The following is a 24,067-nucleotide window of genomic DNA, read 5'->3' as shown; positions in this document are numbered from 1 at the left end:
CGGCGACCCTTGCCGGCGTCGTCGACGGCCTGGAGGCGATGGTCGCCGCGAAGCTGACCATGGCCGGGTTCGGCAAGGGAAAAGGCCCGGCGCTTGCCTTCGTCGTCCGCGACGGCGGCCGCATGGCCGCGATCGCCGATGCCATCGGCTTCTTCGCGCCCGGCGTCGAGACCCTCATCCTGCCGGCCTGGGACTGCCTGCCTTACGACCGGGTCTCGCCCAATGCCGGCGTCTCGGCCCGGCGCATGGCAACGCTCGCCCGGCTCGCCCACATGGAGCGAACCGAAAAGCCAGTCATCCTGCTGACGACGGCGAACGCGCTCCTGCAGCGCCTGCCGCCGCGCGACTGGGTCGCCGGCCAGAGCCTGACGGTCGCGCCCGGCAACCGGGTCGACATGTCGGACCTCACCGGCTGGCTGGAATCGAACGGCTTCCAGAGATCGCCCACCGTGCGCGAGACCGGCGAATACGCGGTCCGCGGCGGCATCGTCGATCTTTACGCCGCCGGCACCGACGCGCCGCTCCGCCTCGACTTCTTCGGCGACACGCTGGAATCGATCCGCCCGTTCGACCCGGAAACCCAGAGGTCGACCGGCCAGAACCGGCGCATCGACCTGGTGCCGACCAATGAGATCGTCCTCAATGACGAGACGGTCGCCCGCTTCCGCCAGGCCTACCGGTCCGAGTTCGGCGGCAACACCCAGAACGACATGCTCTACCAGGCCGTCAGCGAGGGCCGGCGCTATCCGGGCATGGAGCACTGGCTGCCGCTGTTCTACGAGCGGCTCGACACCCTCGATGCCTATCTCGGCGACGCGCCGGTGCTGTTCGACGCCCTCATCGACGACGTTGTCCACGAACGTCACGAGCAGATCGAGGACCACTATCAGGCCCGCCGCGAGGCGCTGGAAAAAAGCGCCGACGGCGCGGCGCCCTACAAGCCGCTCCACCCCGACACCCTCTATCTGACCGAAGAAGCGTACAAATTGTTCCTCGCCGACCGCAACACGGCGAAGATGACGCCCTTCGGCGCGCCGGAGGAAAAGGCGGGGATCGTCAATATCGGCGGCCACGTCGGTCGCTCCTTTGCCGCGGAACGCGCGAGCGGCGACGTCAACGTCTTCGATGCGCTCGTCGCCCATGTCCGTGCGCTCCTGAAGAAGCCGAAGCGGGTGGTCATCGCCTCCTGGTCGGAGGGCGCGCGCGACCGCCTGCAAAACGTCCTTGCCGACCACGGCCTTGAGCGTGTGGAGCGCGTCGGCGACTGGCAGGCCGTGGAGGCGCTGCCGAAGGACGTGGTGGCCCTCGTCGTCCTCGGCGTCGAGACCGGCTTTGAGACCGGCGATTTTTCCGTCATCGGCGAGCAGGACGTTCTCGGCGACCGACTGGTGCGCTCGCGCCGCAAGTCGCGCCGGGCCCAGGATTTTCTCTCCGACGTGACGAGCCTCGCGGAAGGCGACCTCATCGTCCATGTCGACCACGGTATCGGCCGCTTCGTCGGCCTGAAGACCATCGAGGCCGCCGGCGCGCCGCATGACTGCCTCGACATCCGCTACCACGGCGACGACAAGCTCTACCTTCCGGTGGAGAACATCGAGCTCCTGACGCGCTACGGCTCGGAGGAGACCGAAGTCCAGCTCGACCGCCTCGGCGGCGGCGCCTGGCAGGCCCGCAAGGCGCGCATGAAGGCGCGCATCCGCGAGATCGCCGACGGCCTCATCAAGACGGCCGCGGCCCGCGCCATGAAGACGGCCGAGGTCATCAACGCGCCGGAAGGGCTCTCCGACGAGTTCGCTGCGAAGTTCCCCTACGAAGAGACCGAAGACCAGCTCGGCGCCATCGAAGCGGTGCTGGAGGATCTCGGCTCCGGCCGGCCGGCCGACCGGCTCGTCTGCGGCGATGTCGGCTTCGGCAAGACCGAGGTGGCGCTGAGGGCCGCCTTCGCGGTCGCCATGTCCGGGCGCCAGGTCGCCGTCATCGTGCCGACGACGCTCTTGTCGCGCCAGCACTTCAAGACCTTCCAGGAACGGTTCCGGGGGCTGCCGCTTGAGGTCGCACAGGCCTCGCGCCTCGTCGGCACCAAGGAGATGTCGCGGGTCAAGGCCGGGCTGACCGACGGCACTATCGATATCGTCGTCGGCACCCATGCGCTCCTCGGCAAGGCGATCAAATTCCGCAATCTCGGCCTCCTCATCGTCGATGAGGAGCAGCATTTCGGCGTCAAGCACAAGGAGCGGCTGAAGGAGCTGAAGACCGACGTCCATGTGCTGACGCTGACGGCGACGCCGATCCCGCGCACCCTGCAACTGGCGCTGTCGGGCGTGCGCGAGATGTCGATCATCGCGACACCGCCGGTCGACCGGCTGGCCGTGCGCACATTCATTTCGCCCTTCGATCCGCTGGTGGTGCGCGAGGCCTTGCTGCGCGAGCGCTACCGCGGCGGCCAGTCGTTCTATGTCTGCCCGCGCATTTCCGACCTTTCCGAGATCAAGACCTTCCTCGATGAGAACGTGCCGGAGGTGAAGGTTGCCGTCGCCCACGGCCAGATGACGCCGGGGATGCTGGAAGACATCATGACGGCCTTCTATGAGGGCCGCTACGACGTGTTGTTGTCCACCACCATCGTGGAATCCGGCCTCGACATCCCGACGGCGAACACGCTGATCGTTCACCGCGCCGACATGTTCGGCCTTGCCCAGCTCTACCAGCTCCGCGGCCGGGTCGGGCGGTCCAAGGTCCGCGCCTATTCGCTGTTCACCGTGCCGGCCGACCGTAAGCTGACGCCGGCTGCCGAGCGCCGGCTGAAGGTGCTGGAATCGCTGGACACGCTCGGCGCCGGCTTTCAGCTCGCAAGCCACGACCTCGACATCCGCGGCGCCGGCAACCTCGTCGGCGAGGAGCAGTCCGGCCACATCCGCGAGGTCGGCTACGAGCTTTACCAGCAGATGCTGGAAGAGGCCGTCGCCAGCCAGCGCGCCGGCGGCGAGGAAGAGCTGGAGGACCACTGGTCGCCGCAGATCTCCGTCGGCACCCCGGTGATGATCCCGGAGTCCTACGTGCCCGACCTGCAATTGCGTCTGAACCTATACCGCCGGCTCGGCGACCTTGGCGAGGCGAGCGAGATCGACGGCTTCGGCGCGGAGATGATCGACCGCTTCGGTCCCATGCCGGACGAGGTCGAGCACCTGCTAAAGATCATGTTCATCAAGGGCTTGTGCCGGAAAGCGAATGTGGAAAAGATCGACGCGGGCCCCAAGGGCGTCGTCGTTTCCTTCCGCAAGGGCGAGTTCGAGAATGCGGCGGGCCTCGTGCGCTACATCACCGAGCAGGGCGCGCTCGCCAAGATCCGGCCCGACCAGCGGGTCTTCTTCAGCCGCGACTGGCCGGGACCCGACGACCGCCTGAAGGGCGCGGCGACCATCCTCACCAAGCTCGCCCGCCTTGCCGAAGACGCCCGCAAGGCGGCGTAATCAGGTCCAAAGCTGTGCGGGATGATCAATTCGACGCTGCAAAGCGTCGTAAGCGCAAGCGCGCGCCGGCGCCGTTGCGCCGTGAAGCCTTAGCGGCGTTTGAACGTCAAAAAATCAGGTGCCGGAAGGCACCGTGAATTCCGCTTGCTCGGACCGCTCGATCCAGGCCTCGCGGATCGCCCGGGCGAGGGTATCGGCCTCCTGCGCGCCGACGACGGCGTAGCGGTCGGCGATTACGAAGGTCGGGACGGAGTTGATGCCCATGCGCTGGGCGACGGCGATGTCGGTCTGGACCGCCTCGACGTCCTGGTCGGTGGCAAGCAGTTCCAGCGCCCGGTCTTTGGCCATGCCGCAGGCGTCCGCCGCCTCGGCCAGCACCGCATCGTCGGTAAGGTCGGCACCCTCCAGGAAGTACAGCGAGAACAGCAGTTCCACGAGCTTGTTCTGGGCACCGACCGGGCCGGCCCAGCGGATCAGCCGGTGGGCGTTGAGCGTGTTCGGCGCGCGCGGGATCGCGTCGAGCTTGAAGTCGAGGCCTTCGGCGCGGCCGGCCTCGGTAACGCGGGCGCGCAACGCATCGACCTTTTCGGCCGAACCGAACTTGTCCTCGTGGTAACGCCGGTAGTCCTTGCCCTCCGGCGGCAGGGTGGCGTCGAGCTGGAACGGGCGCCAGCGGACGAGCACCGGCACGTCGGCGGCCTTTTCAAGGGCATTCGCCAGCCGGCGCTTGCCGATGAAGCACCACGGGCACATGACGTCGGAGACGACATCGATCGGCAGGACGGATTTTTTCAGCTCGTCGTCGGTCATGATCCCTCGCAGGTGGGCAACGCGTCTTGCCCCTTCAGGGTAGGGCGCGGCACAGGAAATGCGAGGGCCTTGACCGGAAGGGCGAGGGCGTTTCGTCCTCAACACCCCGTCTGGGCGAGCGCCCGGTCGATCAGCGACTGCGGCGTGTCGCCTGGCTTGAACTGGGCAAGCCCGGTCCACAGGTCGACAGAGAAGGCCTCGCCGCCGTCGAGCGAAAAGGCGGTGTTGCCGGCAATGGCGGCGATGCGCCGCGCGGCCGTCTCGGCCGCGTCCATGTTGGTGTCGGTGAAGACCACGGCAAAGCGCGGCCCGTCGAAGCGGGCGGCGAGATCCTCGCCGCGCACCACCTGGCCGATGACGTTGCCGAGCTGGCGCAGCGCCAGGTCGCCGGCCGGATAGCCGTATTCGATGTTGATGGCGTCCATCGCCGGAACGCCGAAGGCGGCGACGGTGAAAGGCTCCTCCCAGCGCTCCGCATCGTCGATGATGCGGGTGAGGTGGGTCAAGAGGAAGCCGCGGGTATAGAGCCCGGTCAGCCCGTCGCAGATGACGTGCCGGCGGCTATGCCGGTAGACGGCATTGAGGCGCTGGCGGAAGCGGAATTCGCGGATATGGGCGGTGAGCCGCGCGGCAAGCTCGCCGGGCGCACCGGCGATGGCTGCGACCTCCGAGGCGCCGGCATCGAACAGGGTCGTCGTCTCCGCCTCGTTGCCGCGTTCGCCGATGACGACGAGGGGCAGGTTGAAGTGGAGCGGATTGCGGCGCACGTCCTGGACGAAATCGAAGGCGTCGTCGGCCCCGAGCGCGACGATGACCGCATCGAACTCCCGCCGCGACAGGTAGTCGAAGGCGGTGTCGGTGGTGAATGCGCCGACCAGCACGGCATGGGCGCTGAGCGCGGTTTCAAGCGCCAGGAAATGGGTCGCCTCGCCGACCACCAGCACGTTGGCGTCGGCGATTTCGCCGGGCGGCAGGATCTCCGGCAGGTCGACGCCGAAGCTCGCCGCCGTCGCGGTGCGGCGCGCCAGCTCGGTCTGCATGGTGGTGAGGCGCCGGAGCCCGTCGATGCGCGAGACGAGTTCGGCCGCGGTCAGCGGCGCATAGAGCACATCGTCCACATTGGCGACGGTCTCCTTGAAGGTGTCGGCGGCGGACGGGTCGGCGAGCGCGATCACCGGCCGGTGGTCGGAAAGGCCGGACCGGGAAAGCCGTTCGGCGAGCGAGGAAAACACCTCGCGTTCGCCTGCCGCGGTGGCGGCGAGCAGGTCGAGTATGACCACGTCGGAGCGGGTCGCGGCCCAGAGGTTTGAGGCGGCCTTGGCATCGCTGTGGTGGATTTCGAAGCCGCGCCGGGAGAGCTCGCTTTCCAGCTCCGGCTGCTGGTCGTCGACGTCGGTCTGACCGACCATGAGAAGACGCGTGGACGGCGACATGGTTTCCCCCAGAACACCAAGGTCAAATCAATCGACCAACTTTCCGCCCGGGAGCGTAAACGTTCGGTAAAGGGTTCTGCCGAAAAGACCGGTTTCCAGCAGATTTCGGGGGGCGGGCTACTTGCCGAAACGCCGCGCAAGGGCCTCGCGATCGATGCCGCCGTCGATCCTGACGGGAAGGCCCCTGACCGCATCGGCCCCGTGCGGGCGCTTGTGCAGCGCGACGCCGCGTCCGTCCAGATAGGCCTCCAGCTCGGCGGCCGTGAAGCCGGGTTCGGCCTCGCCGACGACTGCGGCGCGAAGCCGCGCGCCGACGATGCGGTCGGTCTCGCTGAAAGCGGCGGATTTCGTGGCGTCTGGCCGCTCGCCGATGAGGCGTTGCACCTGGTCGAGCGGTACCGAGAACCCGCCGAGGCTCGCCGTTCCCGGACCGCGTCCGGTGATTTCCGCAGTGACCGGGAATTCCGAGACGGGCCTTGCGAAAAGCCCGGTGCGCACGAAGCCGGCGTCGTCGCGCAGCGGCGGCTCGGCCCGCCCGCCCGGCCAGCCGATCTCCGGCACCATCGCGCCGGCGACCGCGATTTCGCCGGAAACGAGGGTTCCCTCGGACTCGCCGTTGCGCCGTTGCCGGGCGACGAGCCGTGTCTCGGCCAGGATCGGCGCCTGTTCCGTGCCGCGCGGCGCATTGACCGGGCCGATCGGGATCGGGGAGGGCCGGTCGCCGGACCTCAGCGATGCGACCAGCGCCCATTCGTCGAGCGTGAAGATGTCGACGCCGGCACGCGTGCTGCCGATCCTTGCGTCGGCGGCGCCGTGGCCGTTGCGCCAGACCGCCGTATAGGCCGGTTGCTCCGCGCCTGCCGCGTCCAGCCGTTCGGCGACCGCATCGACCAGCGGTTCCGGCAGGATCGCATGCCGCGCGCCGGCCCTGGCGATGTCACCGGCCAGGCCGTCGAGGCTGCGGAAGTGGGAAAGGTGGAGGGTGCCGCCGGTCAGGAGCCACGGCACCAGCACGGCACCGATGCCGACGATCCCGGTCGGCGCAAAAGCGCTGGCAAGGACCGTTGCCGGCTCGATGCGGCCTTCCAGGAGATGCATGAGGCCGGTGGCGATCCACTGGTTGTGGCTGCGCGGCAGCGGTTGTGGCGCGTTCTTGCGCCCTTCCGTCCAGGTGATGGTGGCGACGTGATCGGCGGTGAAGCCGGCCGGCTCGGCGAGCTTTCCGTCCGGATCGCGGACTTCGGCAAACGGCGCGACGCCGTCCGGCAGGTCGTCGCCGAGGCCGAGCACGAAGCGCACGCCGAAGACGTTGACCGCGGTATCGCGGACGATCTCGGCGAGCGGGGCATCCTCCAGCCGGTCGGCGGCGATCACCGCCTTGGCGCCGACGAGGTCGAGCCCGGCCTGGATGTCGGCGCCGCGCCAGGTCAGCGGCATCGGCGCGACGATGAGCCCGGCGCGAAGACCACCGAGGAGGGCGACGACGGTATCGACCGTGTTGGGGGAAAAGAGGCCGACGACCGAGCCTTCCTCAAGGCCGAGGGCGCGGTAGGCCGCGGCGGTGGCGTCGATCTCGCGGTCGAGTTCCGCAAAGGTCAGGCTGCGCGGCGTGCCGCCGGTCCATTCGGGCCGGTCCGCCGCATCGGCGATCGCGGCGTGCTCCGGATGCCCCTGCGCGGCCCGGTGGACCAGCATGTCCAGCGCCACGCGCCCCCAGGCGCCGGAGGCACGGTAGGGCTTCGTCGCCTCATGGTCGATGAGCATCATTTCGCGGCCTTTCTGGACCACCACGTCTCAAAGCGTGGACCGTCGAGTGCGGGTTTGTCAGGGTGGGCGACGTGCTCCCAGCGCGCCACCCAGACCTCGGGCGCATGGAACAGGGGCACCACGTAGAAGCCGGAAAGCAGCACCCGGTCGAAGGCGCGGACCGCATCGACGAAGGCCGGGCGCGTGCGTGCCGCCAGCATCGCCGCGATCATCGCGTCGAGCGCCGGTTCGCGGGCGCCGGCAAAGTTGAACGTGCCTTCCAGGTCGGCGGCCCGGCTGCTCCACCTGAACGCCTGCTCGTTGCCGGGCGACAGCGACGAGGCCCAGGTGTTGAGGATGACGTCGAAGTCGTAGCCCTGCAAGCGGCGCTGGTATTGCGCGGCATCGACGGTGCGCACGGTAACGGCGATGCCGATCCGCTTCAGCGTCCGCGCATAGGCCAGCGCCAGGCGCTCGTGGTCGGGCGTCGCGGTGGTGATCTCGAAGGACAGCGCCTCGCCGTTCGGCCCGGTCAGCGTCCGCCCGTCGATTTTCCAGCCGGCCTCGGCAAAGAGCGCCAGGGCCTTGCGGATGGCGGCGCGATCGCGGCCGCTGCCGTCGGGTTCCGGCGGCGCCCAGGTGCCCTCAAGGATGTCGGCGCGGACCGCGCCGGGGAAGGGCGCCAGGAGCGCCCGCTCGCCCTCGGATGCCGGACGCCCGGTGGAGGCGAGTTCGGAGCCCTCGAAATAGCTCGTCGTGCGCCGGTAGAGCCCGAAATAGAGGTTCTCGTTGATCCATTTGAAATCGAACAAATAGCCGAACGCCTCGCGCAGCTTCGGATCGTTGAAGGGCGGCCGGCGGGTGTTGAAGACGAAACCGTACATGCCCTTCGGCGTGCCGGTCTCGAACCCGTCCTTGACCACCTTGCCGTCGTTGACGGCCGGAAAGTCGTAGCCGGTCGCCCAGCGGGTCGGATCGCGCTCGGTGAGGACGTCGACGAGCCCCTTCTTGAAGGCTTCGAACCGGGTGTTCTCGTCGCGATAGTAGTCGAAGCGGATCTCGTCAAAATTGTCGAAGCCGCGCTTGAGGGGGAGGTCGCGGCCCCAGTAGTCCGGATTGCGCTTCAGCACCATGCGGGTGCCGGCATCGACCTCGGCGATGAGGTACGGCCCACTGCCGACGATCGGAGTCAGCGTCGTCCTGTCGAACCGGCCGTTGTCGAAACGGTGCTTCGGGATGACCGGCATCAGCCCCAGGATCAGCGGCAGCTCCCGGTCGTCGCCCTTCAGGTTGAAGCGGATGCCGGTGTCGCCGACCCGTTCCGTCGACAGCACCTTGGAATAGGGCGTTCGGTGGTTCGGACGGCCCTTTTTCTTCAGCGTCTCGAAGGAGAACAGGACATCGTCCACATCGACCGGATCGCCGTCGGAAAACCGCGCCTTCGGATTGAGGTAGAAGGTCACATGGCTGCGGTCGTCCGGCATCTCGACCCGCTCGGCCAAAAGGCCGTAGAGCGAGAACGGCTCGGCGCGATTGCGTTCCAGCAGGCTCTCGATGACGTTGTTGCCGAACAGCGGATCGCGGATGCCGACGGCTCCCGTGCCCTTGACGATCAGCGGGTTGAGGTTGTCGAAGGTGCCGACGAGCCCGTAGGTCACCGTGCCGCCCTTCGGCGCGTCCGGATTTGCGTAGGGCAGATGGGCGAAGTCGGGGGCAAGCGCCGGCGCCCCATGCATGGCGATGCCGTGCGTCGGTTCCGCAGCGCGGAGCGGCGCGGCGAGCGCCAACGCCACGGCGGCAACGGCAAGGCCGGCGAGAAACCGTATCGGCCGCCGGCCGGAACACCGTTCGGCGGTCGTGGGGTCAAGGGCAGGGATCGGACGCATCCTCGTGACTGTTCGGCACGCCGGAAACGGCATGCTGATTCTCTTGTCTTGAATTTTAGATGAGTTTGACCACGTTGTGACCCATGCAAGCACGGCGCGGTTGCGTTGCCGTCGCGCGCGGCCGGGTCGCCGGCCGCCTGCCGCCAAAAACCGGCCTGCCGGCGCCGGCATGACTGGAAATCCGGTCGCGACCGCGCTAATGATGGCGCCGACAACGACCGGGCCAATAATTCGCCGCATTTCACCCACAGGACATGCGGCAATGAATGATTCATCGTTGCGACCGTGCTGCCGGGAAGGTGCACGTCGCACCAATCAACAGGACATCGCAAGGAAACCCGCATGACGGATAACAAGTCATTTTCCCACACGACCGGTGTCGCTCGTCGGGTGCGCGGCCGCACGCTTGCCCTGGCGTTTGCCGCGACCGCAATGCTGGCGGCCTCGATTGCCGTCGGCGGTCCGGCGCGGGCGCAGGACGCCGGCGCCACCGAGGCGCCGGAGTTGCTCTCCGAATGGCTGAAGATCTGCAACGTCGATCCCAAGACCAACAAGAAGCACTGCTTCGTCAACCGTGAGGTCACCACCGAGACCGGTCAGGTGCTCGGCTCGATCATGGTCCAGGAAGTGGTCGGCGAAAAGCGCAAGGTGCTGGCCTATTCGATCCCGCTCGGTCTTCTGATCCAGCCGGGCGTCAACATTCAGGTCGACAAGAACAAGCCGACCCGCGGCAAGATCGATGTCTGCCTGAACTCCGGCTGCTACGGCCGGGTGCCGATCGACGAGGCCTTCGTCGCCGCCATGAAGAAGGGCGCCGACCTCATCATCACCGCGCTCAACCGGCAGAACAAGCAGATCAATTTCCGCCTGTCCCTGAACGGCTTCACCGCCAGCTACGACAGCGAGGGCCTGAACCCGCAGCAGTATCAGCAGGCCCAGAAGACGCTTCAGGAAAAGCTCTTCGAAAAGGCCGCCGCTGCCCGCGAAAAGCTGATCGAGGCCCAGAAGGAAGCCAAGGAGAAGGCCGAGTAAGGCCGCTCCCCTTCGTTGCTACGAATGCAAACGGCGCGTATCGGGGGATACGCGCCGTTTTTGCATTTGAGGACCGGAATGGGCGGGGGCCGCGACGCCGTCGCCCGCGTCAGTTCAGGATGGATTCCCGCGTGCGGTACTGGCCGTGCTCGTCGGGCTCGAAGATCTCGTTGAGCTGCGGATGGCGGATCGGCTCGCCGGAGGTGTCCGGAACGAGGTTCTGCTCCGACACATAGGCGATGTATTCCGTCTCGGCGTTTTCGGCCAGGAGGTGATAGAACGGCTGGTCCTTTTCCGGCCGCACGTCCTCCGGAATGGCTTCCCACCATTCGTCGGTGTTGCTGAAGGTCGGATCGACGTCGAAGATCACGCCCCGGAACGGATAGTGCCGGTGCCGTACGACCTGGCCGATGTTGAACTTCGCGTTGCGCATTGGTCCACTAAGCATTTGACGACATTAGTATACGACGGCCCAGTTTAAACGGACGTTAAATGGCTGTCGAGCCGCCGGCCGGAGGCGGTGGGAGAGACCGCCTCCTTTGAACCATCATAAATTATAGGCCTTTGCAAGGTCCGGGTCTTTGACCGCGATCAACCTGGCCAGGTCGACGATGACCTTGGCCTGTTTCCAGGTCGCGTCGTCCTGCATCTTGCCGTCGATCATCACCGCGCCGGTGCCGTCGGGCATGGCATCGAGGATCTTTTTGGCGAAAGCGACCTCGCCCACATCCGGCGAGAACACCTTCTTGGCGATGTCGATCTGGTTCGGATGCAGCGACCAGGCGCCGTGGCAGCCCATCAGGAAGGCGTTGCGGAACTGCGCCTCGCAGGCGGCGGCGTCGGAGAAGTCGCCGAACGGGCCATAGAACGCCTTGATGCCGGCGGATTCGCAGGCATCGACCATCCTGGCGACGGTGTAGTGCCAGAGGTCCTGCTGGTAGGCGGGGCGAGGGGCATCGGCGTCCGCGCCGGCATCGGCCAGCACCACATAGTCCGGATGGCCGCCGCCGACCCGCGTCGTCTTCATGCCGCGCGAGGCGGCAAGGTCGGCCGGGCCGAGGCTCATGCCGTGCATGCGCGGGCTCGCCGTTGCGATCGCGTCCACGTTCTTGACGCCCTCGGCGGTCTCCAGGATGGCGTGGATGAGGATCGGCTTCGTCACCCCGTTGCGCGCCTCGAGCTGGGCCAGCAACTGGTCGAGATAGTGGATGTCCCAGGGCCCTTCGACCTTCGGCAGCATGACGACGTCGAGCTTGTCGCCGACCCCGGCGACGATCTCCAGGAGGTCGTCGAGCACCCAGGGGCTGTTGAGGCAGTTGATCCGCGTCCAAAGGCCCGTCTCGCCGAAATCGGTGTCGCGCGCCATCTCGATGAAGCCCTGGCGCGCCTCGATCTTCTTGTCGGCTGGGATGGCGTCCTCAAGGTTGCCGAGGACGACGTCGACCTTCCTGGCGATGTCCGGCACCTTGGCGCGCATCTTTTCCACATGCGGCGGTACGAAATGGATCATCCGCTCAAGCCGCACCGGCGGCTCCATCAGGGGCTGCGGAGCGCCGATGGCGAGCGGTTTGAAAAACGCCTTGGGTGTCTTCATTGCTGTGATTTCCTGCCCGTTTTCTTCCGTTTTCGGTGCCGCGCGAGGCGGCGGCCATTGCCATATTGCGTTGCACACTTCGACGTAATGGGCAACCGGCCTTTGGGCGCGGGGAGGCGGTATCCGGTTGCACTGCAGCAAAGGTTACCGCGTCCGCTTCATTGACCCGCAGCGGGTGAGCCGGTAGGTCACAAATCAAGCTGTCGTCGCCGGCACCAGACGGATCTGCAAGGGTGCGAAACGGAGTCTGAGCTTTCCCCATGCAGGACGTCATCTCCCTCGCGCTGCCTTTTTTCGGCCTGATCTTCCTCGGCTACGGCTCGGGAAAGCTGATGCACCTGCCCGACGAGGGGCTGGCCTGGCTCAATTTCTTCGTCATCTACCTTGCCCTGCCGGCGCTGTTCTTCCGGCTCCTGTCGCAGACGCCGATCGAGGAACTGGCCAATTTCAGCTATGTGGCGACCACCACATTCGCGACCTACTGCGCCTTTGCGCTCGCCTTTTGCATCGGTGTCGTCTTCACCCGCGGCAACATCGCCGAGGCGACGATCCAGGGCCTTGCCGGCTCCTATTCCAACATCGGCTATATGGGCCCGGGCCTGACGCTCGCCGCCCTCGGCCCGGCCGCCACCGTGCCGACCGCGCTGATCTTCTGCTTCGACAACACGCTCCTGTTCGTGCTGGCGCCGATGATGATGGCCATTGCCGGCACCGAAAAACATTCGTTGGGGGCGACGGTGACGCTCGTCCTGAAGCGGATCTTCACCCATCCCTTCATCATCGCCACCATCGTCGGGGTGCTGGCCGCGGCCGTCGAGTTCCGCCCGCCCCAGGCGATCGACACGCTGCTCACATACCTGAGCAATGCCGCCGCACCGTGCGCGTTGTTTGCGCTCGGCGTCACTGTGGCGCTGCGGCCGCTCGGCAGGGTGCCGCTGGAACTGCCGTTCCTGCTGTTCACCAAGCTGGTGATCCACCCGGCGATCGTGTTCCTGTTGCTCAACTGGGTCGGCGGCATCGATCCGGTCTGGGTGGCGACGGCCGTGCTCATGGCCTGCCTGCCGCCGGCCGCCAATGTCTTCGTCATCGCCCGCCAATACCGGGTCTATATGGAGCGGGCCTCCAGCGCGATCCTCGTCGGCACGGTGGTCTCGGTGGCGACCGTGACCCTGGTGATCTTCCTCGTCCGCGGCGACATGCTTCCGGTGATCGATTTCGGGCTGTAACCCAGGCGCGGTCAGGCGGCCGGGTCTGGTTTGTGCCCGCGCATCAGCTTCGGCAGCCGGAAGCGCGGCGTGATGCCCTCGCGCATCATGATGCGCCGGAGCGGCCCGACCCGGTTGGCAAGGTAGAGCCCGGCGCCGCGCAGCGCCTGCACCGGCAGGAAATCGCTGAGCAGCGCCCGGTTGAGGGCGTCGACGCCGAGCGTGCGCGACCAGACGTCCGGCTGGCGCGCCCGGTCGTATCGGGACAGCGCCTTTGGCCCGCCGATGTCGCCGCCGACGCGGCGCACGTCCTCGGCGATCTCCACGAGCGAGGCGATATCGCGCAGCGACAGGTTCAGCCCCTGGGCGCCGATCGGCGGAAAGCCGTGGCCGGCCTCGCCGATGAGGGCGACCCGGTTGGCGCCGAATTTCTTCGCAACGAAGCTCGACAGCGGGAACACCTGGCCGACGCCTTCAAGGTCCATGCGCCCGAGGATGGAATGGGCGCGCCGCTCGACCTCCGCAGACAGTGCGTCCGGCGCCATCGCCGCCAGCTCTTCCGCGGCATCGGGGCGCGCCACGCAGACGAGGCTGGAGCGGTCGCCGGGCAGCGGCACCAGCGTGAAGGGACCGGACGGCGTGTGGAATTCGGTCGAGGCGTTGTGGTGCGGCGCGTCGTGGCCGAAATTGGCGACGAACGCCGCCTGTCGGTATTTCCAGCGGCGCACGGAAATCCCCGCCGCCTCGCGGCTCGGCGAGTTGCGCCCGTCGGAGCCGGCAATCAGCGCCGTCTCCACCACCGTGCCGTCCGAGGCGGTGATCCGCGCCGCGTCCTCGCCGATGGCGATGTCCTCGGCCGTCGCGTCGAGCCAGGTGAGGGTTGGCCGGCTCTCCGCCGATGCGCCGAGGCAGGTGACCAGCGGCGTGTTCTCCACATTGTAGCCGAAGGCATCGAGGCCGATCTCGTTGGCCTCGAAGGCGATTTCCGGCGCCCGGAAGAGCCTTCCCGTGTCGTCGACGATGCGCATGGTGGCGAGCGGCGCGGTGTGCGGCGCGATCGCCGGCCACAGTCCCGAGACCCGCAGCATCTCAACGGAGGCGGCAAGCAGCGCGGTCGTGCGCCGGTCGCCCGGAACGGTCTTCAGCGCGATCAGCACCGTATGGAAGCCGGAGCGGGCAAAGACGTTGGCCGCGACGAGACCGGCCGGACCGCCGCCAATGATCGTCACATCGGCCTTCAGCATCTTCGTCGCCGGCCCCGCAGCCGGAGCGGCGTTCGAATCGTCGGGCGTTTCCTTGCGGATCGGTTTTCTCGTCATTGTCGTACTCGTTGGTTTCGGCGGGCGGCGATGGCCGCCCCTGCCGTCACAGGCGCTTCTGCGGCTCGTTGCCCCGCCGGGCGACCAGATCGACGCCGACAATGCCGATGATCGCACCGAAAAGAAACAGCCCGGCATCGATCGGCACGGACGTCAGCGCGGCAAGCGCCGTCGACGGGACGAAACCCGCAATCCCCCAACCGGCACCGAGGAGTACGGCGCCGACGAGAGCCCGCAGGTCCATCTCGTCATAGATAATGCGGGAAAACGAGCGCGCCAGAACCGGCCGGCGCAGGCGTTGTCCCATGCGGATGCCCCACATGGCGACGATCAGCGCGACGAACAGCGAAAACACCGGCCAGGCGTGCCAGCCGTCGGTGCCGAGCCCGGAAAAGCCCAGCATGGCGCGCACGCGGGCCGGATCGGCAAGGCCGGCAAAGACGTAGCCGGCGCCGTAGAGCACGCCGGTCAGCAGCATAGCCGCCTGCTCGCCGACGTCGCGAAGCGTCATTGTCCCATCTCCAGGGCGATCACGCCGGCAAAGAACGCAACGGAAAAGAAGACCGCGGCAACTGCCGTGGAACGGCCCGACTGGCGCGCCAGGCCGCAGACCGAATGGTCGACCAGGCAGCCGTGCAGCAGCCTGAGCCCGGCGCCGCCGAGGACGCCGCCGGCAAGCGCAAGGCCCGGCCGCTGTCGCAAGCCGTCGGCCGCGGCGCAAAGCCCGTGCGGGCCGGCAAGGCAGCCGAACGCGCCGCCGAGCGCCAGCCCGACCAGGAGCAGTAGCGGCACGCCGGTAAAGGTTCGCGCGGTAAGCGGTGGCAGACAGTCTGCCGGATTGTAGTGGCGGCCGGAAAACAGCCAAGCAAGGGCTGCACCCAGTCCGATCAGCAATCCGCCGATGGCCGCGAGAATCAGGAAATCGTTCGCATCCAGTGACACGCGCAACCTCTTCTGTCCCCAATGGGCTATCTTTCGATCAATTCCCGATGTGCATCGCTTTGACGTAAGGTCGCATTGCTTTGACGTATAGTCGCAGCGGCGTCCCTTTGGGCGTCGCGACCGCCAATCCGCTTGCCATTGCCGCGCCGGCTTGGTTTGGTGCGCCCGCGCCTGCTGCACCTTGGTGCAGAAGACGCCTGCGGCGCCTTTGAGGGACTGCGCCGCCCGCCAGCGAGACCAGCGTGACGAAGACCCCGGACAAAGACGATCTCAGCTATCTCGGTGCCGCCGACCGGGGCGTTGCCTGGTTCGCCCGCCGGCCGCGCATGACCGTCATCCTGACCGTCGTCGTGCTGGCCGGGCTCGGCTGGGTCTATCTGTTGATCATGGTCGGAGTCATGGTTCCCGACATGGACATGGGCGCGCTCGGGCCCGGCATGGGCGCCTTCAACGTCTTCAACAATTTCTCCGGCCTCGATGCGACGGCGCGGGCGGCGCTGGCAGCGATCTGCGCGCCGACCGCCGGCGGCTATTTCGGCATGCCCTCGGCCGGCCCCTGGGACGTCGCCGATTTCTTCCTGGTGCTGGTGATGTGGGTGATGATGGTGATGGCGATGATGCTGCCGACGGCAGGTCCGATGCTCGCCACCTATGCCGACATCGCCGACAGCGGCCGGCGGACCGGCAACCGCGCGGCCCCGGTCGTCGTCCTTGCCGCAGGCTATCTCTCGGTGTGGGTCGCCTTTGCCGTCGTTGCCTCGCTCGCCCAGTGGGGCCTCACCGCGCTACAGGCGATGACGCCGATGATGGCGCCGGCGAGCCTCGTCCTTGCCGGCACGACGATGATCGCCGCCGGCATCTACCAGTTCACGCCGGCGAAATACGCCTGCCTGACCCGCTGCCAGGCGCCGGTGCCCTATTTCCACGCCAAATGGCGCGGCGACACGGCCGGCGTCTTCCGGCTAGGCGTCGAGCAGGGGCTGTTCTGTTTCGGCTGCTGCTGGGCGCTGATGGCGGTGATGTTCGCCGTCGGCGTCATGAACGTAATCTGGATTGCCATTCTCGGTGCAGCTATGGCACTTGAGAAGATCGTCATCAGCATCTGGATCCCGCGCATCCTCGGCGTCGTTTTTTTCCTTTGGGGTTGTGCGGTATTGTTGATGTCGGAACCCATTCGCCGTGCGATCGGTTTATAGTACGGCGGGTGCGATCAGGGGGGCGTGCGTTGGCGAGGTGCCTGGGAGAATGAAGGGGATATCGGTTCTGCCGCGCAACCGCGCCGTTTTCCGCCCGTGTGCCGCCGTTTCCGGTGGCGGTCGCAACGCCTGCGGCGACCATCGGGGTCCATCAAATCAGCGAATCGAGGGCCGCTCCGCGCGCGGCCTCCGCCGCCTTTCCCGGGGGCACAAGTGAGCGGCCATTTCCAGCGTAAAACGGCGACCGTCGTGCCGCGTCTTCCCTTCCTGATCCATCTCTTCACCGCCTCCGGCGCGGCCTTCGCGCTGCTTGCCGGCATTGCGATCGTTCGGGGGGACCTCATCAGCGCCTTCGTCTGGCTCGGCGTTGCGCTCATCGTCGACGGCCTCGACGGCCCGATGGCCCGGCGGCTGTCGATCGGCGACCGCATGCCGCGCTGGTCCGGCGCGGCCCTCGACTTCGTCATCGACTACACCACCTACGTTTTCCTGCCGGCGATGATCCTGGTCGTCTCCGGCATTGCCTCCACGCCCTTCGACCTCATCGGCGCAGTGCTGGTGGTGACCGGCGGCGCGCTCTATTTCGCCGACACGCGCATGAAGAACGAGGACGGCTCGTTCAAGGGCTTTCCGGCGGTCTGGAACATGGTCGTTCTGGTGCTGATGGTGCTGAACCCACCGCAATTCGTGACCCTCGGCGTGGTCGTCGTCTTGACGGTGCTGACCTTTGCGCCGCTTGACTTCGTCCACCCGGTCCGCGTCAAGCGCTGGCGCCTTGTCACGCTCGCCATGTGCGTCGGCTGGGGCGTCTTTGCCGGCCTGGCGCTCGCCGCCGGCCTGGCGCCGCCGCTGTGGATCGTCCTCGGTCTCGCCGTCACCAGCCTCTATCTCTTCTGCATCGGTTTCGTCCACCAGTGGATCAACGCCGGGCGCGCCGGACCGCGCCGCGGGAGACCCCTCGGACTATGATCCCCAGCCTCAGCGATCCGCAGGTCTGGGCCAGCCTGATGACGCTGACGGTCATGGAGATCGTCCTCGGCATCGACAACGTCGTCTTCATTTCCGTCATCGTCGGCCGGTTGCCGGACGCGGCGGCCAAGCGCGCCCGCCAGATCGGCCTGGCGCTCGCGCTCGTCTTCCGCATCGCCTTGCTTGCCGCGCTGACCTGGCTGATCGGCCTGTCGGCGCCGCTCTTTGAGGCCTTCGGCCAGCCCGTTTCCTGGCGCGACCTCATTCTCATGGCCGGCGGGCTGTTTCTGATTTTCAAGGCGACCCACGAGATTCACGGCGCCATCGAGGGCGCGGGGGAGGAGGGACCGTCGAAGGTTACCGCCACCTTCGCGGCGATCATCGCCCAGATCGTCGTCATCGACATGGTGTTTTCCGTCGATTCCATTATCACCGCGATCGGCATGGCCGAGCACCTGGAGGTCATGATCGCCGCCGTCGTCATCGCCATGGCGATCATGTATTTCGCCTCCGGCGCCGTCGCGCGCTTCATCACGCGTCATCCGACGACGAAGATGCTGGCCCTCGCCTTTCTGTTCCTGATCGGCGTGGCGCTGATCGCCGATGGCATCGGCTTCCACATCCCGCGCGGCTATATCTACTTCGCCATGCTGTTTTCCGCGCTGGTGGAGATTTTCAACGTGCTGGCCGCCCGCCGCGCCCGCAAGCGCACCGGCGAATCCTGACAAGGGGCGGGCAGCGGGAACGCCGATATGACAAAAGGAGCAACAAAATGATCCATGCGGTCCAGGTCCACGAAGCCGGCGGTCCGGAAGTCATGCGGTGGGATGTCTTCGATCCGGGCGCCCCGAAGCCCGGCGAGGCGCGCATCCGCCACACCGCCGTCGGCCTCAACTACATCGACACCTATTTCCGCTCCGGCCTCTATCCGGCGCCGACGGGCCTGCCCTTCGTGCCCGGCAATGAAGGCGCCGGCGAGGTCGTCTCCGTCGGCGAGGACGTCACCGAGGTGAAGCCGGGCGATCGCGTCGCCTATGTCGGCCCGCTCGGCTCCTATGCCGAGGAGCGCAACGTTGCCGCCGACCGGCTGGTGCTGCTGCCGGACGGCATCGACGACAGGACCGCCGCCGCCCTGATGCTGAAGGGCCTGACCGCCCAGTACCTGCTGCGCCGCACCTATCCCCTGAAGCAGGGCGACACCATGCTGTTCCACGCCGCGGCCGGCGGCGTCGGGCTGATTGCCGGGCAATGGGCGCGGCACCTCGGCGTCACCGCCATCGGCACAGCCGGCTCGCCGGAAAAGGTCGAGCTGGCGCTCGCCCATGGCTACGATCACGTCATCAACTACCGCGAGGACGATTTCGTCGAAAAGGTCCGCGAGCTGACCGGCGGCAAGGGCGTCGACGTGGTCTATGACGGCGTCGGCAAGGACACCTTCCCGGGCTCGCTCGACTGCATTCGCCCGCTCGGCCTGTGGGCCTCTTTCGGCAACGCCTCCGGGCCGGTGCCGCCGTTTTCGATCGGCCTCCTGAACCAGAAGGGCTCGCTGTTCTGCACCAGGCCGAACCTCTTCACCTATGCCGCGGCGCGCGAGGACCTCGTCGCCATGGCGGACGAGCTGTTCGAGGTGGTGACCTCGGGCGCCGTCAAGATCCGCGTCAACCAGGAATACAAGCTCGCGGACGCGGTCGCCGCCCACCGCGACCTGGAAGGCCGCAAGACCACCGGCTCGTCCGTTTTCGTGGTCTGAGCGGCACCCGCCTGCTGCAATGCACCCGCCGCGCCCGTGATTTAAGAGACCGGTTGGCGCTCGCGGGTGTTGCAGTGCGGAAAAGCCTATAAAAATTAAGCCATACGCCTGTCTCATATTGTGAATACGGTGTCGGCTGTCTATAGTGCCCGCCGGATGGGGAGCTTGCTTTCGACCTCGCTTGAGGGACGGAAGCCGCTACGGGGAACATGCATGTCGGTGCATCGTGTAGCCGTCACGAGCCGATTCCGGGCTTTGTTTGCACGCCGCGGATCGCCACGCCGCCGCAATCCCCCAAATCGATCCCGTTTCGCGGACCCAATCACAATCAGTCGGGAAAGAAGCGTCCGAAAAATGACCAAGTTGCATGCCGTCAAGGCAGCCGCGGCTGCGGCAGTGGTGTGGATTGCGTTCGCGTCGACGAATGCCTCCGCGCAGGAAACCCGTCTGTCCACCGGTGATGCCGTGGTGACACGGTTCTCGGGTCTGGAAAATGGCGGCGAGGGACCGGCGATCGACGCCGGCGGCACCACCGTCGAACTCATCAACGTGCGCTCGCCCGGCCAGCCGCCGACCGGCCAGGTCTGGCGCGACGCCCCCACCTCGATCCTTGCCCGGGCCCTCGATGTCGGCCAGGTTTTCGGCATCGCCATCGACGACGGCGCCCAGCCGACCATCTATGTCGGCGCCACCTCCGCCTTCGGCCTGCATTTGAAATCCGACGGCTCCTGGCTCGATGGCCAGTGGGGCCCGCAGGGCGCGGCCGGCACGATCTACCGGATCTCGCCGGAAAACGACTATATCCCCGAAGCCTTTACCGAAATCGCCCCGAACGACCGCTACAACACCGGCGCCGCGCTCGGCAATCTCGCCTATGACGCCGCCCACAAGCAGCTTTTCGTCACCGACCTGGAATCGGGCCTGATCCATCGCGTCTCGACCGAGAGCGGCGACATCGCAGGCACCTTCGACCACGGCGTCGACGGCCGCTCCTATTTCCTCGACGTTGCCTCGGGCGACTACCACGTGCTGCCGGTCGTGGAATTCGATCCCGAGACCCAGGCCCAGCTCGACAACTGCCAGACGCCGGACGGCGCCAGGGCCGATGCGGCCGTCACGCCGGCCTGCTGGAACGTTGCCGACTACCGGCGCCGGGTCTACGGCCTTGCCGTCGACCGCGACGAGCGCTCCGGCCGTTCGCGGCTCTTCTATACGGTCTGGGGCGCCGACCCGCTCGGCGACGAGACCTGGGCCGAGGCCGGCGAGGATTCCAGGAACACGGTCTGGTCGATCGGCATTTCCGCCTCCGGCGACTTCGACGTCGAGGACATCCGCCGCGAATTCGTGTTGCCGAACTTCTTCGCCAGCGAGCGCCGTCCTGCCGGCGAAGACGGCGACACCGCAGGGGAGGGCGGGAACGACCCGGATCCGGCGGCCCAGAAGCCGAACGGCGCGCCGACCGATATCGCGATTTCCCGCGACGGCGTCATGCTGGTCGCCGAGCGCGGTGGCCTCGTTCCGGACGGCGCCGGTGCCGGACTCTATGCCGCGCCGAAGATGTCCCGCGTGCTGCGCTACCTGCGCGACGACGACGGCATCTGGCAGCCGGACGCCCGCTACAATGTGGGCAACACAGAACGCGGTGAGGACGACGGTCCTCCCTTCATCCGCGCCAACGCCAATGGCGGCGTTGCCTTCGGCTTCGGCTACACCGATGCCGGCGAGCTCGACCCGGAAGCGCCCGATGCCTTCGTCTGGGCGACCGGCGACAATCTCTGCTCGCCCGATGGTCCGTGCTCCGGCGACGAGAGCGACGAGGTCGACGGCCTGCAGGGCGTGCCCGTCGACGGCGGCACGGAAATCCTGGCCCCCGAGGCGTTGAACGCGCCGGCGGAGGGCGCGACGGCGACGCCGCCGGACGGCGTCGACTCGGCCTATATCGTGCCCGGCAACCTTGCCGACGAACCGCCCCAGCGCGCCGCCTTCCGCGTTTCCCATCCCGGTGACGTCGAAGTCGTCGTCGGCGGCGGCGAGACGGAAGAGGAGATCGCCTACGACGACAGCCTGCCGCGCGATCCGGAAATTCCGGAGGGCGACGAGTCGACCGAATTCGACCTCGCCATCTCCAAGACCGGTCCCGTCGAATGCCTGCCCGGCGAGGGCTGCGGCTTCCAGGTGACCATCACCAATTCCGGCTCCGGCCCGTTCCAGGGCCCGCTCTTCCTCTATGACGAGCTGTCGCTGTCCTCCGTCAGCCTGGCCGGCGACGTCGGCGAGCCGTGGACCTGCGAGAAGATCGACGGCATGATCTTCTGCGACGCGCCGGACATCACCCTCGCGGTCAGCGAGAGCATAACCCTCGAAATCGCCATCGACCTTCCGCCCGAACCGCCGGCACGCTCTCTGCTCAACTGCATCGAGGTCGGCTGGCTCGGCCGCGAATACCGGACCCGCATCCGCTTCCTGCAGCGCGCGCTGCGCGACCGCGGCCAGGACATCTCGTCCATCGACGGCATCTACGGCCCGGAGACCAACGCCGCCATCGAGGCGGTCAAGCAGGAACTCGGGCTGCCGGTCGACAGCGAGATCACCGACGAGCTGCTCGAAGCCCTGTTCGGCTCCGTTTCCGGCTTCGACGGCGACGAGAATCCGGTCAACGACCGCGATTGCCACCGCGTCACCATTCCGGGCGAGACGCCGACCGATCACTGGCGCGCCCTGTCCGCCTTCCATCGCCGCTTCGTCTCCGAGCGCCACGACCAGGCCGACACGGAGTTCATCGACACCCACGAACCGGCCCTGTCGAACTTCCACCGCCGCTTCCGCTCGATCCGCCACGACGGCACCACGACGGCGCCGATCCCGTGGCATCGCCGGGGGCTGTCGCGGTTCCATCGCCGGTTCCGCTCCGCTTCCCATGACGGACGCATCACCCGATTCATTCCGGTGCATGACGAAGCGCTGTCCTCGTTCCACGAGGAGTTCCGCTCCGTCCAGCATGACCGCGTCACCACCGATCCGGTCGACGAGCACGATCGCGGCTTCTCGCGGTTCCACCGGCGCTGGGATTCCGACCGCCACGACGGCATCGTCACCCGGCTGGTGCCGATCCACCGGCGCGCCCTGTCGCGGTTCCACGAGGACTTCCGGTCGAGGCGCCATGACGGCATCTTCACGGACGCCGTGGGCATCCACAATCCGGGGATTTCCGCCTTCCACTTCGCCTATCGCTCGGGTCTCCACGACCGCAACCTGACACGGCTTGGCCCGGGCCACTGGCGCCGTATCTCGCGCCTGCACCGGCGCTGGGAATCCGGCTGGCACAATCGCTGGAACTCGGTCGTGCGTCCGGGCCACGGCCCGCGCGTCTCCACCTTCCATGGCGGACGCCGGTCGCACTGGCACAACTGGCGCACCTCCACCGGCAGGCCGGGACATCTGCGCGGTCCGTCGCGGTTCCACCGCAACTACCGCTCGATCTACCACGCGAGGGGCCGCTCCATCGGCCGGCCGATCCACGGCGCCGGTCGCTCGCGGTTCCATCGCCGGTTCCAGTCCCAGGGCCATAACAGGCGCCGCTCGGTCTGGCGTGGCGGGCACCGTCCGCGCGTCTCCCGCAATGGCATCAGGCCGGGCCACAATGTGCGGCGCTCGCGTCGGCAGAACCAGCAGCACAATGTGCGGCGGTCGCGGGGACGCGACGGACGCCACACGGTGAACCGCTCGCGCCGCCAAGACCAGCGGCACAACGCCAACCGCTCGCGCCGCCAGAACCAGCGGCACAACGTGAACCAGTCGCGTCGCCGCGACGGCCAGCACAATGTGAACCGGTCACGGCGCCGGGACGGTGGGCAGCACAACGCCAACCGCTCCCGTCGCCAGAACCAGCGGCATAACGTCAATCGGTCCCGCCGGCGCGACGGGCACAATGTGAACCGCTCCCGGCGCAGGGACGGCCAGCACAACGTCAACCGCTCGCGCCGCCGCGACGGTGCCGGCCAGCAGAACCAGCGTCACAACGTGAACCGGTCACGGCGCCGGGACGGAGGGCAGCACAACGCCAACCGCTCGCGTCGCCGTGACGGGGCGCGCCAGCAGAACCAGCGCCACAACGTCAACCGTTCGCGCCGCCGTGACGGCGCGCGCCAGCAGAACCAGCGTCACAACGTCAACCGCTCGCGCCGCCGCGATGGGACGCGTCAACAGAACCAGCGGCACAATGCGAACCGGTCGCGGCGCCGGGACGATGCCAATGTGAATCAACGGCAACGTCAGCAGCAAAGGCAGCGTGCCCGCCAGCAGCAAAGGCAGCGCCAGCAACAGCGCACCCGCCAGCAGCAGCGGCAACGTCAGCAGCAGCAGCGGACGCGCCAGCAGCAGCGGCAACGCCAGCAGCAGCAGCGGGCACGCCAGCAACGGCAACGTCAGCAGCAACAGCGGGCGCGCCAGCAGCGGCAACGCCAGCAGCAGCAGCGGGCACGCCAGCAACGGCAACGCCAGCAGCAGCAGCGGGCACGGCAACAGCGGCAACGCCAGCAGCAGCAGCGGGCACGGCAGCAACGTCAGCGCCAGCAGCAGCAGCGGGCACGGCAGCAACGGCAACGCCAGCAGCAGCAGCGGGCGCGCCAACAGCGGCAACGCCAGCAGCAACAGCGGCGGCGTCAGCACAATCAACGGCGCAGCCAGCGCAACTGATGACGCTGCAGAAAAGACAA

At 67.4% G+C, this 24,067-nt stretch carries 17 protein-coding genes; 8 read left to right on the top strand and 9 right to left on the bottom strand.

The genetic code is table 11. The annotated features are described in order from the left end of the window. Window positions 1–38 precede the first annotated feature (38 nt). Complete coding sequence (gene mfd / locus CH339_RS04725) at window positions 39–3,470, top strand: transcription-repair coupling factor (RefSeq protein ID WP_201240889.1); 3,432 nt, start codon at window positions 39–41, stop codon at window positions 3,468–3,470. Window positions 3,471–3,584: 114 nt separating this feature from the next. Here the strand turns inward: mfd and CH339_RS04720 are convergent, their stop codons facing one another. From CH339_RS04720 to CH339_RS04705, 4 genes are all read right to left on the bottom strand, one after another. Then, window positions 3,585–4,280, bottom strand: a complete 696-nt coding sequence (locus CH339_RS04720; protein WP_111433131.1) for a DsbA family oxidoreductase — start codon at window positions 4,278–4,280, stop codon at window positions 3,585–3,587. A 98-nt stretch (window positions 4,281–4,378) separates the two neighbouring features. Next, the gene (locus tag CH339_RS04715; RefSeq protein WP_201240880.1) at window positions 4,379–5,689 is read right to left on the bottom strand and encodes a diguanylate cyclase domain-containing protein; all 1,311 of its coding nucleotides are present in this window, start codon (window positions 5,687–5,689) and stop codon (window positions 4,379–4,381) included. 141 nt (window positions 5,690–5,830) lie between these two features. Beyond that, on the bottom strand, window positions 5,831–7,480 hold the full coding sequence (locus CH339_RS04710; RefSeq protein ID WP_111433129.1) for an AMP-binding protein: 1,650 nt from the start codon (window positions 7,478–7,480) through the stop codon (window positions 5,831–5,833). Further along, a complete protein-coding gene (locus CH339_RS04705) occupies window positions 7,477–9,345 on the bottom strand; it encodes an extracellular solute-binding protein (RefSeq protein WP_111433128.1) in 1,869 nt (622 codons plus the stop codon). Before CH339_RS04705 ends, CH339_RS04710 begins: the two co-directional genes overlap by 4 nt. A 342-nt stretch (window positions 9,346–9,687) precedes the next feature. Between CH339_RS04705 and CH339_RS04700 the strand changes: the two genes are divergently transcribed. Beyond that, window positions 9,688–10,377 carry an invasion associated locus B family protein gene (locus CH339_RS04700; RefSeq protein WP_111433127.1) on the top strand — a complete coding sequence of 230 codons (690 nt, stop codon included), beginning with the start codon at window positions 9,688–9,690 and terminating at the stop codon, window positions 10,375–10,377. A 109-nt stretch (window positions 10,378–10,486) separates the two neighbouring features. Here CH339_RS04700 and hspQ read toward each other — a convergent pair whose 3' ends face one another. Continuing rightward, entirely contained in the window at window positions 10,487–10,810 is a 324-nt protein-coding gene (hspQ, locus tag CH339_RS04695) for a heat shock protein HspQ (protein ID WP_111433126.1), read from the bottom strand. A gap of 114 nt (window positions 10,811–10,924) precedes the next feature. Beyond that, the gene (locus CH339_RS04690; protein ID WP_111433125.1) at window positions 10,925–11,971 is read right to left on the bottom strand and encodes an HpcH/HpaI aldolase/citrate lyase family protein; all 1,047 of its coding nucleotides are present in this window, start codon (window positions 11,969–11,971) and stop codon (window positions 10,925–10,927) included. 260 nt (window positions 11,972–12,231) lie between these two features. Between CH339_RS04690 and CH339_RS04685 the strand changes: the two genes are divergently transcribed. Beyond that, window positions 12,232–13,197 carry an AEC family transporter gene (locus CH339_RS04685; RefSeq protein ID WP_111433124.1) on the top strand — a complete coding sequence of 322 codons (966 nt, stop codon included), beginning with the start codon at window positions 12,232–12,234 and terminating at the stop codon, window positions 13,195–13,197. Window positions 13,198–13,208: 11 nt separating this feature from the next. Here the strand turns inward: CH339_RS04685 and CH339_RS04680 are convergent, their stop codons facing one another. The 3 genes from CH339_RS04680 to CH339_RS04670 form a co-directional block, all read right to left on the bottom strand. Continuing rightward, entirely contained in the window at window positions 13,209–14,420 is a 1,212-nt protein-coding gene (locus tag CH339_RS04680) for a UbiH/UbiF family hydroxylase (protein WP_111433178.1), read from the bottom strand. A gap of 121 nt (window positions 14,421–14,541) precedes the next feature. Beyond that, a complete protein-coding gene (locus tag CH339_RS04675; protein ID WP_111433123.1) occupies window positions 14,542–15,006 on the bottom strand; it encodes a DUF6691 family protein in 465 nt (154 codons plus the stop codon). Then, complete coding sequence (locus CH339_RS04670; protein WP_111433122.1) at window positions 15,003–15,437, bottom strand: YeeE/YedE family protein; 435 nt, start codon at window positions 15,435–15,437, stop codon at window positions 15,003–15,005. The genes CH339_RS04675 and CH339_RS04670 overlap by 4 nt, the downstream gene beginning before the upstream one ends. A 242-nt stretch (window positions 15,438–15,679) precedes the next feature. On the opposite strand from CH339_RS04670, the gene CH339_RS04665 reads away from it, so the two are divergent. The 5 genes from CH339_RS04665 (at window position 15,680) to CH339_RS04645 (ending at window position 24,047) form a co-directional block, all read left to right on the top strand. Beyond that, complete coding sequence (locus CH339_RS04665; RefSeq protein ID WP_201240879.1) at window positions 15,680–16,633, top strand: DUF2182 domain-containing protein; 954 nt, start codon at window positions 15,680–15,682, stop codon at window positions 16,631–16,633. 213 nt (window positions 16,634–16,846) lie between these two features. Then, complete coding sequence (locus CH339_RS04660; protein WP_201240878.1) at window positions 16,847–17,602, top strand: CDP-alcohol phosphatidyltransferase family protein; 756 nt, start codon at window positions 16,847–16,849, stop codon at window positions 17,600–17,602. Beyond that, on the top strand, window positions 17,599–18,327 hold the full coding sequence (locus CH339_RS04655; protein ID WP_111433121.1) for a TerC family protein: 729 nt from the start codon (window positions 17,599–17,601) through the stop codon (window positions 18,325–18,327). The genes CH339_RS04660 and CH339_RS04655 overlap by 4 nt, the downstream gene beginning before the upstream one ends. A 47-nt stretch (window positions 18,328–18,374) precedes the next feature. Beyond that, entirely contained in the window at window positions 18,375–19,352 is a 978-nt protein-coding gene (locus CH339_RS04650; protein WP_111433120.1) for a quinone oxidoreductase family protein, read from the top strand. Between the two features lie 354 nt (window positions 19,353–19,706). Further along, window positions 19,707–24,047 (top strand): hypothetical protein, encoded by a 4,341-nt coding sequence (locus tag CH339_RS04645; protein WP_111433119.1) that lies wholly within the window; start codon window positions 19,707–19,709, stop codon window positions 24,045–24,047. Window positions 24,048–24,067: the final 20 nt, after the last annotated feature.

Origin of the sequence: Rhodobium orientis, from assembly GCF_003258835.1 — a bacterium.
In the GTDB taxonomy this organism is placed as follows: Bacteria; Pseudomonadota; Alphaproteobacteria; order Rhizobiales; family Rhodobiaceae; genus Rhodobium; species Rhodobium orientis.
Note: the sequence above shows the minus strand (reverse complement) of the source record. Positions and strands in the feature narration are given on the sequence as shown.

Bases quoted from the DNA above. Each gene is read 5' to 3' on its own strand.
- CH339_RS04685 (WP_111433124.1), top strand. From the start codon at position 12,232: ATGCAGGACGTCATCTCCCTCGCGCTGCCTTTTTTCGGCCTGATCTTC.
- CH339_RS04710 (WP_111433129.1), bottom strand. From the start codon at position 7,480: ATGATGCTCATCGACCATGAGGCGACGAAGCCCTACCGTGCCTCCGGC.
- CH339_RS04690 (WP_111433125.1), bottom strand. From the start codon at position 11,971: ATGAAGACACCCAAGGCGTTTTTCAAACCGCTCGCCATCGGCGCTCCG.
- mfd (WP_201240889.1), top strand. From the start codon at position 39: ATGGTCGCCGCGAAGCTGACCATGGCCGGGTTCGGCAAGGGAAAAGGC.
- CH339_RS04675 (WP_111433123.1), bottom strand. From the start codon at position 15,006: ATGACGCTTCGCGACGTCGGCGAGCAGGCGGCTATGCTGCTGACCGGC.
- CH339_RS04680 (WP_111433178.1), bottom strand. From the start codon at position 14,420: ATGCTGAAGGCCGATGTGACGATCATTGGCGGCGGTCCGGCCGGTCTC.
- CH339_RS04705 (WP_111433128.1), bottom strand. From the start codon at position 9,345: ATGCGTCCGATCCCTGCCCTTGACCCCACGACCGCCGAACGGTGTTCC.
- CH339_RS04645 (WP_111433119.1), top strand. From the start codon at position 19,707: ATGACCAAGTTGCATGCCGTCAAGGCAGCCGCGGCTGCGGCAGTGGTG.
- CH339_RS04700 (WP_111433127.1), top strand. From the start codon at position 9,688: ATGACGGATAACAAGTCATTTTCCCACACGACCGGTGTCGCTCGTCGG.
- hspQ (WP_111433126.1), bottom strand. From the start codon at position 10,810: ATGCGCAACGCGAAGTTCAACATCGGCCAGGTCGTACGGCACCGGCAC.
- CH339_RS04655 (WP_111433121.1), top strand. From the start codon at position 17,599: ATGATCCCCAGCCTCAGCGATCCGCAGGTCTGGGCCAGCCTGATGACG.
- CH339_RS04720 (WP_111433131.1), bottom strand. From the start codon at position 4,280: ATGACCGACGACGAGCTGAAAAAATCCGTCCTGCCGATCGATGTCGTC.
- CH339_RS04650 (WP_111433120.1), top strand. From the start codon at position 18,375: ATGATCCATGCGGTCCAGGTCCACGAAGCCGGCGGTCCGGAAGTCATG.
- CH339_RS04715 (WP_201240880.1), bottom strand. From the start codon at position 5,689: ATGGTCGGTCAGACCGACGTCGACGACCAGCAGCCGGAGCTGGAAAGC.